This window comes from Pseudomonas sp. ASL7 (assembly GCF_056680375.1).
This window is the reverse complement of sequence record NZ_CM155279.1, coordinates 2735043-2753409: the sequence shown is the minus strand read 5'-3', so window position 1 is coordinate 2753409 and position 18367 is coordinate 2735043. Positions and strand designations below refer to the sequence as shown.

Here is an 18367-nt window from a genome sequence, read left to right as displayed (position 1 = left end):
TGTCTTTATTAGAGTAATGAATCAAGGAGTGGCGGCATGAGTCAGGATTGGGATGCCGGTCGGCTGGACAGCGACCTAGAAGGCGTAGCGTTCGATACCCTGGCCGTTCGCGCCGGTCAGCACCGTACGCCGGAAGGCGAACACGGTGATCCGATGTTCTTCACCTCCAGCTACGTATTCCGTACCGCCGCCGATGCGGCGGCACGCTTTGCCGGTGAAGTGCCGGGCAACGTTTATTCGCGTTACACCAACCCGACCGTGCGCGCGTTCGAGGAGCGTATTGCCGCGCTGGAAGGCGCCGAGCAAGCTGTCGCCACGGCCACCGGCATGGCTGCGATCATGGCCGTGGTGATGAGCCTGTGCAGTGCTGGCGATCACGTATTGGTATCGCGTAGCGTGTTCGGCTCGACCATCAGCCTGTTCGAGAAATACTTCAAGCGCTTTGGCGTCGAGGTCGATTACGTGCCTCTGGCGGATTTGTCCGGCTGGGATGCGGCTATCAAGTCCAACACCAAATTACTGTTCGTCGAGTCGCCGTCCAATCCATTGGCCGAGTTGGTGGACATCACCGCGTTGTCGGAAATCGCTCACGCCAAAGGCGCGATGCTGGTGGTCGACAACTGCTTCTGCACGCCTGCGTTGCAGCAGCCACTGAAACTGGGTGCGGACATCGTCGTGCACTCGGCAACCAAGTTCATCGACGGCCAGGGCCGTTGCATGGGCGGCGTAGTGGCCGGTCGCAGCGAGCAGATGAAAGAAGTGGTCGGCTTCCTGCGTACCGCCGGGCCGACCCTCAGCCCTTTCAATGCCTGGATCTTCCTCAAGGGCCTCGAAACCCTGGGCCTGCGCATGAAGGCGCATTGCGCCAACGCCCAGCAACTGGCCGAATGGCTGGAGCAGCAGGACGGCATCGAGAAAGTCCATTACGCCGGTCTCAAGAGCCATCCGCAGCACGAACTGGCTCAGCGTCAGCAGAAGGGCTTTGGTGCGGTCGTGAGTTTCGAGGTCAAGGGCGGCAAAGAGGGCGCCTGGCGCTTTATCGATGCGACGCGTCTGATTTCCATCACCGCCAACCTGGGCGACACCAAGACCACCATCACGCACCCGAGCACGACCTCCCACGGTCGTCTGGCGCCGCAAGAGCGTGAAGCGGCGGGTATTCGTGACAGCTTGATCCGCATAGCGGTCGGCCTGGAAGACGTGGCGGACCTGCAAGCCGATCTGGCGCGTGGCTTGGCGGCTTTGTGATCGAGTTGTCCACGCCGAGCACCGGTACCAATGGCCGCGTCGCGCTGGTGACCGGTGCTGCGCGGGGTATTGGTCTGGGGATTGCGGCCTGGCTGATCAGTGAAGGCTGGCAGGTGGTGCTGACGGATCTGGACCGTGTGCGCGGTTCGAAAGTGGCGAAGGTGCTCGGCGACAACGCCTGGTTCATCGCCATGGATGTCTCGAATGAAGGGCAGGTGGCGTTGGGTGTCGCCGAGGTGCTGGGGCAGTTCGGGCGACTGGATGCGCTGGTGTGCAACGCCGCGGTGGCCGATCCGCACAATATCACCCTGGAAAGCCTCGATCTGGCGTACTGGAATCGGGTGCTGGCGGTGAACCTCAGTGGGCCGATGCTGTTGGCCAAGCACTGTGCGCCGTACCTGCGCGCTCACAGCGGGGCGATCGTCAATCTGGCTTCGACCCGCGCCGGGCAATCGGAACCCGACACAGAGGCCTATGCGGCGAGCAAGGGCGGTCTGTTGGCCCTGACTCATGCCTTGGCGATCAGCCTTGGACCGGAAATTCGGGTGAATGCGGTCAGCCCTGGCTGGATCGATACGCGGGACCCCGCGGTACGGCGTGCCGAACCGCTGACCGAGGCTGACCATGCCCAGCATCCGGCGGGCAGGGTAGGGACGGTCGAGGACGTTGCGGCAATGGTCGCGTGGTTGCTGTCGAAGAACGCCGGGTTTGTCACGGGCCAAGAGTTTGTGGTCGATGGTGGCATGACCAAGAAGATGATTTACAGCGAGTAAACCGCGTCGGGCTGGCCAGCAATGAAGTTGGATGTGCCACCGCCTTCGCGAGCAGGCTCGCTCCCACAGCTGATTGCCAGTGAACACCTATCGTGTGTACGACGTCTATCGAGTGTGGGAGCGAGCCTGCTCGCGAAAGCGGTCTGGCAGTTGTCTGGAATGACACCGTTTTGTCTTTTTCAGAAAAACTTCAATCCTGCTATTGACTTAGGTTCGCTACCTGCGTAAATTTCGCGGCCTCGGAGATGCAAACGGGTGATTAGCTCAGCTGGGAGAGCGTCTGCCTTACAAGCAGAATGTCGGCGGTTCGATCCCGTCATCACCCACCACTTCCGAGAGTCTTGCGAAAGCAAGATGGAAGCCTTTAAAAGCCTCCACCGACGCGCAGCGGTAGTTCAGTCGGTTAGAATACCGGCCTGTCACGCCGGGGGTCGCGGGTTCGAGTCCCGTCCGCTGCGCCATATTTGCCGAGTCAGGCTTGCCTGGCTCGAGATTGAAAAGCCTCGAAGCTTTCAATCAGACGAGTTAATTGGACGCAAGTCCAAAGCGATACGCAGCGGTAGTTCAGTCGGTTAGAATACCGGCCTGTCACGCCGGGGGTCGCGGGTTCGAGTCCCGTCCGCTGCGCCATATCTGCCTCAAGGCCCACTGAACGCCTTGGAGCTACGAAGAAAGCCGCTGGCTTATTCGAGTCGATAGCAAAGACCCTGGTCGAAAGACCGGGGTTTTTTGTGTCTGAAATTTGGCTTTTCCTCCTTTCCTGTCACTGAATTACTCTCGGTTACGAAGACGCCTTCGCGAGCAGGCTCGCTCCCACAGCGGGCTTTTGCCGTTCGCTCAATCTGCACAACAACGCCAAACCCCTGTGGGAGCGAGCCTGCTTGCGAAAGCGGCATAAGCACCACCGTCGAATGGGTGTACTCAACGCTGCCGCGATACGCTCAATAGACAGAAAAGCCGCGGTAAATTGATTCTTTAGTCAGTTTTTTGTAATGGGTTGTTTGCGGCGAGCGTATAAACCTTTAAAATTAACCTTTCGGTCAGCTTTGCACTGTCACTACAGCCCTTTGTATCGTCAAAAAGGGTTTCTGCAAGACTCGAGATTTCCAGTACATAATCAGAAGGGCGGGCCCATAACCCACCTAGAGGATGATCCATGTCCAATCGTGATATATCCCGGCGCTCGTTCCTGCAGGGCGGGCTGGTGGCGGGTGTGAGCGTGACGCTTACACCGCTTAGCACCCAGGCGCTGGCCGCCTTGATGGAAAACAGCGTGACCGTGCCGTCCGAGCAGTGGCTCGGTAACAACGGCAAGGCGCGCTCGCGTAACGATGCCTTGTCGAAGGTCTGCGGCAGCAAGGTCTTTGCCCGCGACATCCGCGCCAAGGACATGCCGGGCTGGCCCCAGCAGCAAGGCCACGCCATGCTGCTGAAAACCGTCAAGGCCGACCGCATCTACGCAGGCTATGACCTGTCGTGGCTTGGCGCCGAGTTGCAACCCGACCGCATCGTCACCGCCGCCGACCTGGACAAGGACGGCATCGTCTTTCCGGAAGAGCACGCGCCTGATCCGCTGCTGCCGGAAGGCAAGGTGCCGATGTTCATCGGTCACCCGGTGGCGATCCTGATCTGGAACGATTTCGAGCGCTTCCGTCAAGCCAAGGCCAAACTCAAATTCAATGACAAAGCGATTCGTTACGGCGCCCAGGTGCCGTTCTACGAACGCGATCCGTACGGCAGCTTCCGCTATGTGCGCGTCGGCGGCGCGACCTCGGCGGACGAAGATGAGTTCGCCAGCCTCAAGGATTCGATCCTGTTCCCGATGCTGAAAAACCGCCGTCCGGTGTGGAACTCCCAGCCGAACCTGCACGGCAACCTGACCGAGCGCGGGCTGTTCTACGCCGAGCGCATGAAGCAGCAGATCGACGCGCCGCCAGACAACTGGCTGGTGTTCGACGAGCGTTACAAAACCCCGTCCATTGAGCCGGCCGCCATGGAGCCGGACAACGGCAACGGCTGGTACGATCCGGCGACCAAAACCCTGCATTTCGTGGTGGCGACTCAGTGCCCACTGGAAGCGGCGACCGAAACCGCGAAGATGATCGCACCGTCGCGTTTCGGCCTGGCCAGCCTGAACATGCACCCCGGCTACACCGTCGGTTACGGTTCCAAGGACCACAACATCTTCGTCTACTACGCAGCCCTGGCGGCGTTGTACGGCGCCGGTGTGCCGGTGCGCCTGGCCAACGACCGCTACGAGCAGTTCCAGAGCGGGATCAAGCGTCACCCGTTCGATATCCGTTATCAATTGGCGGTGGACAAGACCGATCACAGTTTCAAGATTTTCCGCGCCGAGATGAGCGTCGACGGCGGCGGACGAATCAACTACAGCCCATCGGTGGCGGCGGTTGGCGCCACGGCGGCGCAGTCGATCTACTACATGCCCCAGAACGATTTGCAGGTCACCGCCTATCATTCCCGCGCTGTTGAAGCCGGATCGATGCGCGGTTACGGCACCCTGCAAAGCATGGCTTCCACCGAGATGATGGTGGATGAAATTGCCGGTCGTCTCGGCATCGATGCCATCGACTTGCGCAAGAAAAACGCCATGGTCTCGGGTATGAAAAACACCCAGGGCGCCGTGCCGGCGGGTGCGCTGCGCCTGCACGAGATTCTCGACAAGGCCGCCGTGCATGACGTCTGGAAAAATCGCGACGCGATCAAAAAGCAGCGCGAATCCGAAGACCCGGATAACTGGTACGGCATCGGTTTCGCCATCTGCCAGAAAGATTTCGGCACCGGTTCCGAAGCACCGATGGCGAGCATCGAATTCACTGCTGAAGGGCACATTACCCTGCGTCACATTGGTATCGAAATCGGCACCGGTATGTCGACTTCGCAAGCCTTGGTCGTGGCGGATTTCCTTGGCGTTCCGGCGACTGAAGTGAAGACCGGCCAGACTGAATGGAAAGAGTTGCAACTCATCAGCGGCGGTAACCCGTACATCATGAGTCAGGCCGAACAGGACAGCTTGCTGCGCAATCCGCGCTGGGTCGGCAAATTGGCCTCGGCGTCGTCAGCGACCAACTCCGCGTATTACTTCAGCCACGCCACCCGTGAAGCGGCGCGCGTACTGTTCAACCACGGTTTATGGCCGGCGGCGTTGCAGATCTGGGGCCAGGGCCCGTACGGCGGACAGGCCAACCCGTACGTGGTGCGTCGCGAAGATGCGCATTGGGTCGACGGCAAACTGACCGCCAACGGCATGCAACCGTTGAGCTTCGAACAGCTGGCCAAATACGCTCACGAGCGTGGTCTGGTCACTGGTGCGACCGTGCACGGTTTCAACCGCTGGAGCTGGGCCGACGCCGAGTTCAGCATCGACGGCGTGCGCGAACGCCTGCCGCTCGACGGTTTGGCAGTCAAGTACGGCGACGGCGCTCCGAGCGTGAAAAAGGCGCAGATGAACAGCGCTGGTTTCCATCTGCTGGATCGGCAGAACGTGCATTACCCGGACACCCAGCTGAACAATGCGATGGTGACTTACTACAGCCCGGTCGCGACGTTGGTGGAATTGAAAGTGAACAAAGGTTCGGCCGAGGTTCAGGTCCTTAACCACCACTCGTGGGTTGAGTGCGGTCGGGTGCTGGTGGAAGAACTGGTCAAAGGTCAGCTCGAAGGCGGGATCGCCATGGGCATCGGCCATGCGCTGATGGAAGAGATGCCGTTGTACGAAGGCGGGCCGGGGGAGGGTGACTGGAATTTCAACCGTTATCGCCTGCCCATGGCGCGCCACGTGGCGGTCTGGAAGCAAACGGCCGAGATTTTGCCGCCACTGTCGCCAAGCGATCCATCGAAGGGCATTGCTGAAGTGGTGATGATCCCGGTGGTGGGTGCCATCGGTAACGCCGTGGCGCATGCCATCGGTAAACGGGTCCGCGACCTGCCTATCACGTCTGCACGCATCAAGGAGGCCCTCAATGGCTAACCGTCCGCTTCAACTGACCCTCAACGGTCAATCTGTCGGCCCAGTGGACATCCCTGATGATCTGCCGATGATCGACTACCTGCACGAATACAAAAACCTCACCGGCTCGCGCCTGGGCTGCGGCCAGGGTATTTGCCATGCGTGCGTGGTGATCGTCGATAACCCGGACGGCACCAGCGAAGAAGTGCGCACCTGCATCACCGGCGCGCATTACTTCGAAGGTAAGAAAGTGCGGACCATCGAAGGTCACGCGACCCGCGATGAGGAGGGCAAGGTCACTCAGTTGAACCCGATCCAGCAACGTTTCGTCGATGAGTTCGCGTTCCAGTGCAGCTATTGCGCGCCGGGGTTTGTGAATGCCGCGACGGTGCTGGTGGAAAAACTTCAGCGTCAGCCGATTGTTAAAAGTCAGCTGGAGAAAGTCATCGAGGACAGCCTCGGTCACCATATCTGCCGCTGCACTGGCTACGTCCGCTATTACAGCGCCACGCGCAACGTGCTGACCGATCTCGGCCTGGTCAAGGAGGGTTGAGCATGAAGCATCTACTTTCCCGCCTGGCATTAGCGGTCGGACTGGCTGCGCCGGTATTGCTGGTTCACGCAGACGATCAGGTCAAACGTGGCGAATACCTTGCTCGCGCCGCCGACTGCATGGCGTGCCACACCGCACCGGGTAGTGCACCGTTTGCAGGCGGCCTGCCGATTGTCTCGCCGTTCGGGACGATTTACGGCACCAATATCACCCCAAGCAAAGAGCACGGCATTGGCCTGTACAACGATGACGAATTCTTCGCCGCGCTCACCGAAGGCAAACGCCGCGATGGCGCGAACCTGTATCCGGCGATGCCCTACACCTCGTATCACCTGATGCCCCGTGAAGACTCGGACGCGATTCATGCGTACCTGAAAACCGTCGAGCCGATCGAGCGTGCGGCGCCGATCACCCGCCTGAGCTTTCCGTTCAACGTGCGTCTGGGCCTGATGGGCTGGAACATGCTCTATGGCAAAGATGTGAAACTCGCGCCGACCGAAGGCAAGAGCGAAGCCTTCAAGCGCGGCCAATACCTGGTCGACGTGCTCGGTCACTGCGGCGAATGCCACACCCCTCGTGGTTTGCCGGGTGCGATGCAGCAGGACAAGCGCCTGACCGGTGGCTTGCTCAATGGCTATCTGGCACCCAGCCTGCTGGCCAATGACCTGGCCGCTCGCGGCTGGAATCATCAGGACTTGAGCTCGTTTCTCAAGCACGGCATGAGCGCCCAAGGCACGATGTTCAATGAGATGTTCCCGGTGTTCCACAACAGCACTCAAGGCCTCAATGATCCGGATCTGGCGGCGATGGCGACGTTCCTGCTTGGCGATCAGCCGCCGGCGGCGAAGCTCCTGAGCGACATCCCGTTGGACAAGCTCAGTGCCAGCGCCCAGCGCGGCCGTCAGGAATACCTGAATGTCTGCGCCGGTTGCCATGCGGTCGGTGGTGAAGGCAAGCCGCACATCGCCGTGGCCATGCGCGGCAACACCACACTGCGCCTGGAAGATCCGCGCAACCTGGTTCGGGTGATCGACGACGGTATCGGTGAGCAGAAGTTTGCCGGGTTCGAACATATGCAACCAATGCCAGGATTCGCCGAAAAACTCAGCCACGAGCAACTCACTGATCTGCTCAACTACCTGCGTCAGGGTTGGGGTGGTCAGTCGGGTGATTTGGCGGTAAACGACGTGCAAAAAGTGCGGGCCGATGCACCGCCGCTCGAGCACAAGGCGCACTGACATGCAGCATCTCGATCTGCAAGTGGTGCGACGGGCGCTGGAATGGTCGATGGCCGGTCAGTGCATCTGGCTGTGTACGGTGCTCGCCACCTATGGCTCGGCGCCGCGTGCGCCGGGCTCGTTACTGGCGGTGAATGCTGACGGGCAATGGATCGGTTCGCTGTCCGGTGGCTGCGTCGAGGAGGATTTTCTCGAGCGTGTCGCCGAGGGCGCGTTTCTGGATGCGGTCAGCGTGGTTCGTTACGGAGAGGGCGACGATCCACGTTCGCGGGTAAGCCTGCCCTGTGGCGGCGTGCTCGATGTGCTGGTGGAGAAGCTTGATTCCGATTGCGAGGTTCAAGCTCACCTGCGAGAACTGGAGTCGGCGCTGTTGGGTCAACGTCGCTTGATCCGGGAAATCGATCTGGCCAACGGTGTACGCAGTCTGTTCACTGACCACGAGCAAGGCGTGCGCATCGAACGTGAGATCGACCGCGTGCGTGTGCGCGTCGGGGCGGCTCAGCGCTTGTTGCTGGCGGGGTATTCCAGCGTCGCTCAAGCCTGTGCGGAGTTTGCTGTTGGTTTGGGGTTTGAGGTCATTCTCTGTGATCCTCGCGACGAAGCGCTGGAAGGCGTGGTCCTGGAAAACGTCGAGATACGTCGTCAGCTACCGTCAGTATTCATTGCTGACGGCGGCTGTCACCGCGATACGGCGGTAGTGGCGTTGACCCACGATCCTCGCATCGATGATCTGGCGATGATGGAAGCGGTGCGCACCGATGCGTTTTACATCGGTGTGATGGGATCCATGCAGACCTCGCAAAAGCGTTTTGAGCGACTGCGCAGAATTGGTGGTTTGGGTGATGCCGAGCTGGCGCGGATCCATGCGCCAATCGGTCTGAACCTGGGTAGCAAAACGCCCGCGGAAATCGCCCTGGCGGTACTCGCCGACATCCTGCGGATCCGCAGCGGCATTGCGCGAGATCGGCTCTAACGTTACTCCTTTGTGGGAGCGAGCCTGCTCGCGAAGAGGTCGGCACAGTCAACATCCATGTTGACTGTTTCGCTGCTCTTCGCGAGCAGGCTCGCTCCCACAAAGGTTTTCGGTGTCTGTCAGTACCCGAGCTTATCCCGCAACCCGTAGTACCAGGCGCCCAAAGCGGCAAACGGTGTCCGCAACAGTTGCCCACCCGGGAACGGGTAGTGGGGCAGCTCGGCAAAGGCGTCGAAACGCTCGGCCTGGCCGCGCAACGCTTCAGCCAGCACCTTGCCCGCCAGGTGCGTGTAGGTCACGCCATGGCCGCTGCAACCCTGGGAATAATAGATGTTGTCGCCCAGCCGTCCGACCTGAGGAAGACGCGACAGCGTCAGCAGGAAATTGCCGGTCCAGGCGTAGTCGATTTTCACGTCCTTGAGCTGTGGGAAGGCCTTGAGCATTTTCGGTCGAATGATCGCTTCGATGTTCGCCGGGTCCCGCGCGCCATACACCACGCCGCCGCCGAAAATCAATCGCTTGTCGCCGGTCAGACGGTAGTAGTCGAGCAGGTAGTTGCAGTCTTCGACGCAGTAATCCTGCGGCAGCAGGCTTTTCGCCAACGCTTCCCCCAAAGGCTCGGTAGTAATCACCTGAGTCCCGCACGGCATCGACTTCGCTGCCAGCTCTGGCACCAGATTGCCCAGGTAGGCGTTGCCGGCAACGATGATGAACTTGGCCCTGACCTTGCCTTGAGGCGTGTGCACAACCGGGTTCGCACCCCGTTCGATGCGCACCGCCGGCGACTGCTCATAGATCGTGCCGCCCAACAACTCCACGGCCGCCGCTTCACCGAGTGCCAGGTTGAGCGGATGAATATGGCCACCGCTCATGTCGAGCATGCCGCCGACGTATTGATCGCAGCCCACCACTTCACGGATGCGACGTTGGTCCATCAGCTCAAGTTGCGTGTGACCAAAACGCTCCCAAAGCCGTTTCTGCGATTCCAGGTGGCCCATCTGCTTGGCGGTGATGGCGGCGAACACACCGCCATCCTTCAAGTCGCACTGGATATTATATTTGGCAACCCGCTCACGAATGATCCGTCCACCCTCGAACGCCATTTGCCCCAGCAGCTGAGCCTGCTTTGGACCGACACTGCGTTCGATCACATCGATATCACGGCTATAGCTATTGACGATCTGCCCGCCATTGCGCCCCGACGCACCAAAACCCACCTTGGCCGCTTCCAGGACCGTCACCCGAAAACCGTTCTCCAACAGAAACAGGGCAGAGGACAGGCCTGTGTAACCGGCGCCGATTACACAGACATCAGTCTCTACGTCATCCAGCAAGGCCGGGCGCGGCGGAACCGCATTGGCCGATGCGGCGTAATAGGACTCTGGGTAAGGTGTGTTCGCCATCCTGCTGCCTCTGTTTAATATATTTTACGAGTGCGTCGATCCTACCCGAGTTAAAAATCGACCGCCAGCCACCGGAAAATCTTCTTCGCAGCTGTGAAATTAAATATTTTGCATATTCATAGGGTTAGCGCGAAAAAAGGTGTTGACACCCCTCCGGAATTCCGTAGAATGCCGCCTCACAGCAGGCACGTAGCTCAGTTGGTTAGAGCACCACCTTGACATGGTGGGGGTCGTTGGTTCGAGTCCAATCGCGCCTACCAAACAAAATCCGCTCTGCTGGGCGGTCTAGAAGGGCTCACCGAAAGGTGGGCCCTTTTTTGTTGTTTTTGCGATTTGTAAAATCGTTTGCAAAACCCCACTCAAAACGCCGACTCGGCGCCTACCTCCAGGTGCCCAATGAGTCAGTCGCCCAAGTCCTGCCGGTACCGGTCGAGTTTGAATTTTATCTCTTCCCGATTCGTCATCGAATGCACAGCGAATAGGCAACTGGCGGAGTATAGCCATCTGCGGTCCGGCGATCGTCCTGAGCTGCTCAAATTGAGCTTTTTATAGAGCGCTTGATCCTGGCAGGATTTGCCCTGTTATAGACTGTTAAGTCATATTGAAAGATTGGCTGCTAAGTCTTTTGATATAATACAAAAATAACTAGCTCAACTAACCCTAATCGGCCTCATCAAACATGATTTTTAGCTCATGGCAGTTCATTCTGCTTTTTCTGCCAGTTTCATTTTTCGTCTATTTTTGGCTAAATCACCGGCGCCTGATCATCGCAGGGAAGGTCTGGTTGGTTGCTGTGAGCCTGTTTTTCTATGCGTATTGGGATGTCCACTATCTACCGCTAATACTAGGCTCGATTTTCTTGAATTTCGCCATCGGTACAGGGCTTGCTCAGGCGCATGAGCAATCTCTTCGCGAGACAAAGAAGCCGCACCACGGGGTCAATAGAAAGGTGGTGCTTGCAACGGGCATTGTGGCCAATTTACTGTTGCTCGGGTATTTTAAATACACCGACTTCCTGCTTGGCAACATCAATGTCGTTTTGGGTACGAGCTACGCGCTCCCACATATCCTCCTGCCACTGGCGATTAGCTTTTTTACCTTCACCCAAATCGTTTATCTGGTGGATAGCTATCGAGGAGAGACGGCCGAATATGACTTGTTGAACTATTCGCTGTTCGTGACATTTTTTCCGCATCTTATTGCAGGACCGATCGTTCATCATCGGCAGATAATGCCGCAGTTTGCCTCACGCTGGACGCTAACCCGTAGATACCCAAATATCCTGAAAGGCTTGTTCATATTTGCTATCGGGCTGTTCAAGAAGGTTGTAATTGCTGACAGCTTTGCTATCTGGGCGACTGCTGGATTTGACGGCGGTCAGACACTTGGTTTTTTTGCTGCCTGGGCAACAAGTCTGTCCTACACCTTCCAGCTTTACTTCGATTTCAGTGGATATTGCGACATGGCGATCGGCGCTTCGCTGCTATTCAATATCTGGTTGCCAATAAATTTTAACTCGCCCTACAAGGCATTAAATATTCAAGATTTTTGGCGGCGGTGGCACATTACGCTCAGCAATTTTCTTCGCGATTATCTTTACATACCATTGGGTGGGAATCGCTCGGGGGAATATCGTACCTACTTTAATCTCTTCGCCACATTCGTACTCGGCGGCCTATGGCATGGTGCGACTTGGATGTTTGTGATTTGGGGTGCCATGCATGGGGGCGCCCTGGTAATCCATCGCTTTTGGACGCGGTTGCGCAACCCAATGCCACCCATTCTCGGGTGGATCATGACCTTCATATTCGTGAACGTCACATGGGTGTTTTTCCGTGCCAGGACACCGGGTGATGCATTGCGCGTACTCAGGGGGATGATCGACATTCGCTCCGCGTTTGGCCATGCAGCGCCCTCGATTCAAACGTCAGACCTCGCTTGGGGAGGATGGTTATCAGATGTTCTGTTGAGACTGATGCCTTCCAGCTTTATCGGACAATTACCCACGTATCTGGCAATCACCGTTGCGTTTGTGATAATTGCTCAAAAGAACTCGATGGAGATGGCAAGCGGAACCATTGGGAGGGGGAAGCTGATTTACGGGGTTGCTCTGTTTTCGGTGGCGATGTGCTTTACGCTGGCGGCAACTAGCTCCATATTCCTTTACTTCAATTTTTGATCGCACTCATTATGAAACGTAGCGTACTCCTTGTTTTGCTCACGGCGTTGTTGAGTTTACTGGTCGTTCCCGTAATCAACATCCTTATTGCACCGAATCGTGAGGCAATCAAATGGAAGGAAAAATCCTACCTTTACAACGTGGATTTCGCCTCAAGATGGGCAGCAAGACTTCTTTATCCGCTGGGAATCAGCACAGATCCGAAGCAAGTGATCATTGGTAAAGATGGTTGGCTTTACCTGGGCGATTTGTATGCGAAAACTATATCCGTTGATCGAAGTCTTCCGACGGATGATGACATTATTCTGGGCAAACAAATCGGAGCAGCCACACAAGCGTGGGATGTTTATCTTGCCAACAAGGGAGTGAAAGTTTTCAAAATCATGATTGCGCCGAACAAAGGCACAATCTATCCAGAACATATGCCGGATTGGGCCAAGCCAGCGTTACCTGACTTCGCTGATGCCCTGCTCGCAGGAGTGGGTGGGGGGCACTACATTGATCTTAGGTCTCCTTTGCTGGCAGCCAAAGAGACTCACCTTGAGGCCCTCTACTACAAGACGGATACACACTGGAATTCCATGGGTGCTGGAGTCGCGTTCCGTGCCTTTGCTCAGCAAGTCGGGGAAGCTGCTCCGGAGCTTCAATGGCCACCTGAAAAGGCGTATGAGTTAACCGGAATCAAACCGCGAGGCGGGGGCGATTTGGCCAAATTTCTTCGGCTCACAGCGAGTCTTTCTGACGATGACCCGACGATTAATGCGTCAAGTCTACCCATAGAAACGACGCAGTCTGATTTTGATACCAAGCAAGTCCTTCACCAGGGTGGCAACCTGCCAGTTAGCGCACCCAACAAGCCGCTTCTGGTTAAGTCCGTGGGGGCGCTTAATAACAAGAAGGTTCTTTGGTTACGAGATTCTTTCGGAACCGATTTGTCACCTTTGATGGCTGCAACGTTTAGCGAAGTGCTTCAACTCCATTGGGCAGAGGCACTGAATCCAACGGGGCGTTTTCGGCAACTGATCGAAGAATGGAAGCCGGATTACGTTTTTTTCACTGTCGTCGAACGTGATTCGAGAAGCCCATGGTTTGCCGCTCCTCCGATGGGCTTTATGCCTGCAGACGGCGTTTTTCAGGAAGTTCGGACTTCTATGCCCGTAGAGGCAAATGATCTGATACGGAGCCCTTCCGAGAACGAATACCAAATTAATGGAAGTGACGCCTTTGTCGATTTCGCACTGTCGAACAAGGTCACCCAGTCAGATGCGCAGTACCTCCGTGTAGAACTGACTTGCTCTGATGGTTCGTCATCCGTGCCGATGCAACTATTTTGGCTTGAGGATGGGAAGTCATCCTACGACGAAGAGCACAGTGCGAGATTCTCATATCGCACTGGGCAACAGGCGATTGATATTCGTACGATACCGAAATGGAGTTCCACCGCCGCCATTAGCCGGGTTCGTGTGGATATTGATCCTGTTAATTCCTGTGCTCATTTCAAACTAAACAACCCAAGTTTTGGTCTGAAAGGCGCGAACTTGTGACGGGCTAGTGGTTGCAAACAAATAGAGTGCAGGCTAAAAAATGTCATCGTCGTCTCGAAGGTGGCGATACCAGCCATACAGCGCCAGACCAAGAGTCGAAATGATTATAGCTATGACGATGAAGGCTAGATAACGCACCATTCGGTTGCCCTGGGCGTGAGTGGTTGTGATGCGTCCCTGCGGGGGAGCGAAAATAAGCCTCTGGGAATCCGCTGTCTATAGGGCAATGCCTTAGTTGGCCGGTCTTTTTTCGTAAGTGAGGCAGGGGCCTCACATTGATGCTTGTCGTAAAAGGTTAATCACTCCGGGGGCATGAGCACCGCGAGCGTTCGCTTGATGAATGCTCTGCGTGGCCCACGGCAAGTAGGTAAATTTCCTTATCGGTCTCAGGAAACCACTTACACATCGAAAGAATTTGCGCCGGTATGATTTCTTCGTTTGTCTGACCGAGGCTCTTTACCATCGCATTGGGTGCAATGCCTCAGTTTGGCGAATTCGTATTTCTATTGTCTTGCGCTGTTTGCGTCGGGCGGTGGAGGCTGCCGAATCAGGAGACCGCTTCATTAAAAATACTGAAGAGTTGTTAAGGAAATCCCAAGAGGCGCAGGCAGAGTACCGGGAAGCGTACCGTGTCGTGAGCGATATGCTGCATAGCGGTACGGCGTGCGGCCCCGAGTGGGTGCGTCAGTATAAGCGATGGTTGGACGCAATTGACCGTTTGGCCGACTTGCGTCATGAGTGCCTGAGCGACTGACTCCCTACGCTGCTATTTCTCTGGTTTCAGTGCAGCGCCCGTTGAGGGGCTCAAATCATGACGCAGAACCTGTTGATTGAAAGGGCCAGAGCCCAGCCATCGCGCTGGGCTCTTTGCATCTGGGGCTCGGCGCGATGCCGAATTTCCTGATGAAGAGATCCTTTGAGTCAGGCAATCAACTCTACTTTGCCGGTCGCCAGGCGATAGACGCCCCCCACTATTTTCAATGTTCCTTTGTCGAGCGCATCAGTCAGCAGTGGTGAGGCATTTTCAAGGCGCTTGACCGCGTCTTTGACATTTTGTGCGGTCGCGTTTTCCATGAGATTCCCCGGCTCATGAAGCACTTTTTCGATCGCTGGCTTGAGTGCGTCAGTCAGTTTTGGGATCTGTCCAGGGAAAACGGTGTGATCTTTGACGGCCTTTATTCCTGCACTAATAGCGCCGCAACTCTCATGACCGAGTACGAGGATCAGGGGTGCCCCGAGCACTGCAACAGCGTATTCGAGGCTGGCCAGCCCCTCATCGGTGACGAAGTTGCCAGCGACGCGTATGGCGAAAAGATCGCCTCGAGCCGTGTCAAAAGCGTACTCAGGGGCGATGCGAGAGTCGGAGCAACTCAGTACCGCGACGAACGGGTTCTGACCGGAGACCAGGGCTTCTCGCTCATCCATGAAATTGTGTGCCTTGGAGGTGCCGGTAACATACCGTCCATTCCCCTCCATAAGCCTTTTGAGGGCCATTTCAGGGCTGATTGAGTTTTGGGGTTTCGGGGGTGGGGCCGTTTTCTCTGCCGCCTGGATGATGTTGTCGGGCAGCGCACTGGCCAGTAACAGCGCGCTGGCGCCGAGTCCGGCAAGCCGGAGGAATCTACGACGACCACTCGCGTGTTGAAGAGGGTTTGAATCACATGATTTACACATGATCTTGTGTACTCAGGTTGGTTGCGTGGAGTGACTGCAGTTGGGGGGCTAGTGCTTTGAGGAGTCTTCAGCACTGGTGTGGAGTCTAGACGGTGCGAAACGTTACCCCTTGGCGATACAAGCCTTCCTTTATGGGCTACTACTGACAGGCTGGCTCAACTTCGTTCTGACAGGAGTATCTCGATGCTGGTCCACTGGTTTCTTGCGGCAGTTCACCTATTGGCTTTTGCCCTGGGCTTTTGGGCAGTGCTCACTCGCGGCACAGCGTTTCGGCGTTTGGCTGTGGGGGTTGGAGACGCTCGCAGCGTATTGATCGCAGATAACCTGTGGGGGATCTCTGCAGTCATTCTCCTGGTCACTGGCGGGATGCGCGCTTTTGGTGGGTACGAAAAGGGCGCTGATTACTATCTTCATCAGCCATTGTTCCATCTGAAGATGGCGCTGTTCATCTTCGTTCTGTTGCTTGAGGTTGCACCGATGGTGGCGCTGATCAAATGGCGGATGGCGCTGGGGCGGGGTGCCGCTATAGATGCCGGTCGTACGAAGCTGTTCGCGCGGATCAGTCATGCCGAAGCGTTGCTGGTGTTGCTAATCATGGTGGCGGCCACAGGCATGGCGCGTGGAGTCGTGTTTGGTTAGTCTCGGAGTTAACCCGAAACGTCTGACCATCACCTGAGGCTTGTTGGTAGTCTCGGCTTCGGAAAACTGACGGCATCACAAAGAAGGCCGTGATCTCTCGGGGCACAGAGACACAGAAATGAAGGGCGATGCAGCGCTTGAATCTTTAGCCAGCCTTGATTCCAAAGCGAACGGGCTGGCTACTGACTGCAACAGGATTCAGGGAGTTTGTGGCTTGTCCGGAGCGGTCAGACCGGCCTGAATACGTTGATAAATTTCTTCGCGGTGCACTGCAACGTCTTTCGGAGCGTTGATGCCAATCCTGACTTGTTGGCCGCTAACGCCCAGAATGGTGATCGTAATATCGTCACCTATGTTTATGCTTTCACCGACTTTGCGGGTGAGTATCAGCATGGTCTTCTCCTTGATTGCTTTGTAGGGCACCTGATTCGAACAGTGCAGAGGTCGGTGGTATGTATAGATTAGTGCGAAGTCTCACGGTTTGGGTGCCTCTTTCTGACGTGCAGATGCTGCATTAATTCCCAAGGCGTAACTATACAGAGGCCGCAACCATCATTCTCGTTGTTTTGAGCCGATTTTGCGGCACTCGGGAAGTATTCATGAATGATAAAATCGTTGCTTTAAGCATTCAGAGGGACGCGTTGTGCGCAAAATGGTCTTGGTAATCGCGGTACTGGCGTTGGCGGGATGCGGTGAGGGCAAGGGTGTAGACGCTCAAAAGCCGAAACCGGCGATCGTTTCAACATCGGCATCGACGGCAGCAACAACCGGGCCGCAATGGGATCTCGAGGTGCGAGGCGAAACCACACAGGCGGTCAGCGACCTGAGCGGCTGGTTGATCGAACACAGCTTCATTTCCAACGTTGTCATGGAGAATGGCAAGTCTCGCATCCTGATGGGGCCATTCAATTCGAAAGCCGAGGCCGAGGCCAAACAGTCAGAGGTCGACGCAGCGCTCGTACGGGCGAAGAAACAGAACATTCAATTGCTGGTCCTCGAGCATCCTGCTGTCCAGTAGGTGCTCCAATAAAGACGGCGATTCGAAACGAACAAAGGCCTCGGGTATCACGCCCGAGGCCTTTGTGTTTTCAGCGAGTGTTCAACCGCAGGCTTTCATGTTCACCGGGCCGACAAAATCGTTGCCGCGTCCCATGACGCACGCCACGCTCTGATTACGCTGACGCTCCCAGGCTTGTACCGGATAGGTCTTGTTCCACGCTTCGTACAGTTGGCGATCCTGTTTCGACAAGCTCAAGCCGTACTGCTTGCTCATGTAGAAGTAAGTCCGGGCGATCATGCCGCGAATGGAAGGGCGGGGCATGACCTTCTTCGCCTTGAAGTCGACCTGGGTCAGGCATGAGCCATATTGACCCGACTGCACCGGTAGCCAACCGAAACTGAAGTTATTGCGATCGCCATTAACCTCACCGATGCTCGGCACCAGGTTATGCAGGTCGGCCTCGGCCTTTTGATAGACCGGGTCGTAGCGCGTGCAGTTCTTGCGCCCGCCTGCTTGCCAGCATTGACGCTGATGGCCAATCTGCCAGGCCGGGACAATGTGTTCCCACTCAATGCGGGAGGCACGCTTGGCATTTTTGCGCGGCACATAGCCGCAGGCCGACAGGTTCACCTTGTTGCCGGTGTACTTGCACCCGCAGTAAAACTCGGTGGATTGCGGCGCATACAGCTTCCAGGCGACTTTCTTGGCTTCGTCGAAGGTGCGTGGGGCATCGGCCTGTGCGCCCATGGCGAAGAACAGAAACAGCAAAGCAAAACAACGGGCGCTCATTGATTCAATCTTCCGTCGGCACAACCCAGAAAATCTGCACACCGCCATCGTCGCGATAGGCGAGGGTTACGTTGTCGTTCTCATCGATTTCTTCGAGCAACTGTTCCCACTCATCCACGGGTTCGTCCGGCAGACGAAAGATCAGTGCGGCTTTGGCTTTCTGAGCGGAGGGGGAATTGATGATTTTCTGAACGCGCAGGCCCATGCGTTCATAGGTGCCAGCAGAGACAGGGGTGGATGTCACGGGATTATCCTTATTAAGCTGTACGTGCATACAGTATTTAACTGTAAGCATTTTCGCAACTGCTTAAACTTCCAGAAAATCCTCTGACATCTGTTTTTTCCGTTTTGTGTAGGAAGAAAGATGTGTTGTTGCCAGATGAAAGG

At 56.6% G+C, this 18367-nt stretch carries 15 protein-coding genes and 4 tRNA genes; 14 read left to right on the top strand and 5 right to left on the bottom strand.

The window, feature by feature from the left end; all coding sequences use genetic code 11:
- The first annotated feature begins 36 nt into the window (after window positions 1-36).
- The 9 genes from AC1MDT_RS12665 to AC1MDT_RS12625 all read left to right on the top strand — a co-directional run bounded on the left by AC1MDT_RS12665 (window position 37) and on the right by AC1MDT_RS12625 (window position 8752).
- On the top strand, window positions 37-1248 hold the full coding sequence (locus AC1MDT_RS12665; RefSeq protein ID WP_480422319.1) for an O-succinylhomoserine sulfhydrylase: 1212 nt from the start codon (window positions 37-39) through the stop codon (window positions 1246-1248).
- On the top strand, window positions 1245-2021 hold the full coding sequence (locus AC1MDT_RS12660; protein WP_480422318.1) for an SDR family oxidoreductase: 777 nt from the start codon (window positions 1245-1247) through the stop codon (window positions 2019-2021). Before AC1MDT_RS12665 ends, AC1MDT_RS12660 begins: the two co-directional genes overlap by 4 nt.
- Window positions 2022-2274: 253 nt before the next feature.
- Window positions 2275-2350, top strand: a tRNA-Val gene (locus tag AC1MDT_RS12655).
- A gap of 55 nt (window positions 2351-2405) precedes the next feature.
- Window positions 2406-2482: transfer RNA gene (locus tag AC1MDT_RS12650), tRNA-Asp, on the top strand.
- Between the two features lie 92 nt (window positions 2483-2574).
- Window positions 2575-2651 (top strand) — tRNA-Asp (locus tag AC1MDT_RS12645).
- 526 nt (window positions 2652-3177) lie between these two features.
- Window positions 3178-6009, top strand: a complete 2832-nt coding sequence (locus tag AC1MDT_RS12640) for a xanthine dehydrogenase family protein molybdopterin-binding subunit (protein ID WP_480422317.1) — start codon at window positions 3178-3180, stop codon at window positions 6007-6009.
- Window positions 6002-6541 carry a (2Fe-2S)-binding protein gene (locus AC1MDT_RS12635; RefSeq protein ID WP_480422316.1) on the top strand — a complete coding sequence of 180 codons (540 nt, stop codon included), beginning with the start codon at window positions 6002-6004 and terminating at the stop codon, window positions 6539-6541. The genes AC1MDT_RS12640 and AC1MDT_RS12635 overlap by 8 nt, the downstream gene beginning before the upstream one ends.
- 2 nt (window positions 6542-6543) lie before the next feature.
- Window positions 6544-7779, top strand: a complete 1236-nt coding sequence (locus tag AC1MDT_RS12630; protein WP_480422315.1) for a c-type cytochrome — start codon at window positions 6544-6546, stop codon at window positions 7777-7779.
- Between the two features lies 1 nt (window position 7780).
- Entirely contained in the window at window positions 7781-8752 is a 972-nt protein-coding gene (locus tag AC1MDT_RS12625) for an XdhC family protein (RefSeq protein ID WP_480422314.1), read from the top strand.
- 119 nt (window positions 8753-8871) lie between these two features.
- Here the strand turns inward: AC1MDT_RS12625 and AC1MDT_RS12620 are convergent, their stop codons facing one another.
- Entirely contained in the window at window positions 8872-10155 is a 1284-nt protein-coding gene (locus tag AC1MDT_RS12620; protein WP_480422313.1) for an NAD(P)/FAD-dependent oxidoreductase, read from the bottom strand.
- Window positions 10156-10338: 183 nt separating this feature from the next.
- Between AC1MDT_RS12620 and AC1MDT_RS12615 the strand changes: the two genes are divergently transcribed.
- The 3 genes from AC1MDT_RS12615 to AC1MDT_RS12605 all read left to right on the top strand — a co-directional run bounded on the left by AC1MDT_RS12615 (window position 10339) and on the right by AC1MDT_RS12605 (window position 13878).
- Window positions 10339-10415: transfer RNA gene (locus AC1MDT_RS12615), tRNA-Val, on the top strand.
- Between the two features lie 419 nt (window positions 10416-10834).
- Window positions 10835-12334, top strand: a complete 1500-nt coding sequence (locus AC1MDT_RS12610; RefSeq protein ID WP_480422312.1) for an MBOAT family O-acyltransferase — start codon at window positions 10835-10837, stop codon at window positions 12332-12334.
- A gap of 11 nt (window positions 12335-12345) precedes the next feature.
- Window positions 12346-13878 carry an alginate O-acetyltransferase AlgX-related protein gene (locus AC1MDT_RS12605; RefSeq protein WP_480422311.1) on the top strand — a complete coding sequence of 511 codons (1533 nt, stop codon included), beginning with the start codon at window positions 12346-12348 and terminating at the stop codon, window positions 13876-13878.
- Window positions 13879-14799: 921 nt separating this feature from the next.
- Here the strand turns inward: AC1MDT_RS12605 and AC1MDT_RS12600 are convergent.
- Window positions 14800-15552 (bottom strand): carbonic anhydrase, encoded by a 753-nt coding sequence (locus AC1MDT_RS12600; RefSeq protein WP_480422310.1) that lies wholly within the window; start codon window positions 15550-15552, stop codon window positions 14800-14802.
- Between the two features lie 183 nt (window positions 15553-15735).
- On the opposite strand from AC1MDT_RS12600, the gene AC1MDT_RS12595 reads away from it, so the two are divergent.
- Window positions 15736-16191, top strand: coding sequence for a DUF2214 family protein (locus tag AC1MDT_RS12595; protein WP_480422309.1), 456 nt, complete (start codon window positions 15736-15738; stop codon window positions 16189-16191).
- Between the two features lie 198 nt (window positions 16192-16389).
- Here AC1MDT_RS12595 and csrA read toward each other — a convergent pair whose 3' ends face one another.
- Window positions 16390-16584 carry a carbon storage regulator CsrA gene (gene csrA / locus AC1MDT_RS12590; RefSeq protein ID WP_007938114.1) on the bottom strand — a complete coding sequence of 65 codons (195 nt, stop codon included), beginning with the start codon at window positions 16582-16584 and terminating at the stop codon, window positions 16390-16392.
- 250 nt (window positions 16585-16834) lie between these two features.
- Here csrA and AC1MDT_RS12585 point away from each other — a divergent pair, with 250 nt between their 5' ends.
- Entirely contained in the window at window positions 16835-17209 is a 375-nt protein-coding gene (locus AC1MDT_RS12585; protein ID WP_480422308.1) for an SPOR domain-containing protein, read from the top strand.
- A gap of 81 nt (window positions 17210-17290) precedes the next feature.
- Here the strand turns inward: AC1MDT_RS12585 and AC1MDT_RS12580 are convergent, their stop codons facing one another.
- Together AC1MDT_RS12580 and AC1MDT_RS12575 are read right to left on the bottom strand one after the other, a co-directional pair.
- Window positions 17291-17980, bottom strand: coding sequence for an endonuclease (locus tag AC1MDT_RS12580; protein WP_480422307.1), 690 nt, complete (start codon window positions 17978-17980; stop codon window positions 17291-17293).
- Window positions 17981-17984: 4 nt separating this feature from the next.
- Window positions 17985-18275 carry a DUF1654 domain-containing protein gene (locus tag AC1MDT_RS12575; protein ID WP_480422306.1) on the bottom strand — a complete coding sequence of 97 codons (291 nt, stop codon included), beginning with the start codon at window positions 18273-18275 and terminating at the stop codon, window positions 17985-17987.
- Window positions 18276-18367 lie beyond the last annotated feature (92 nt).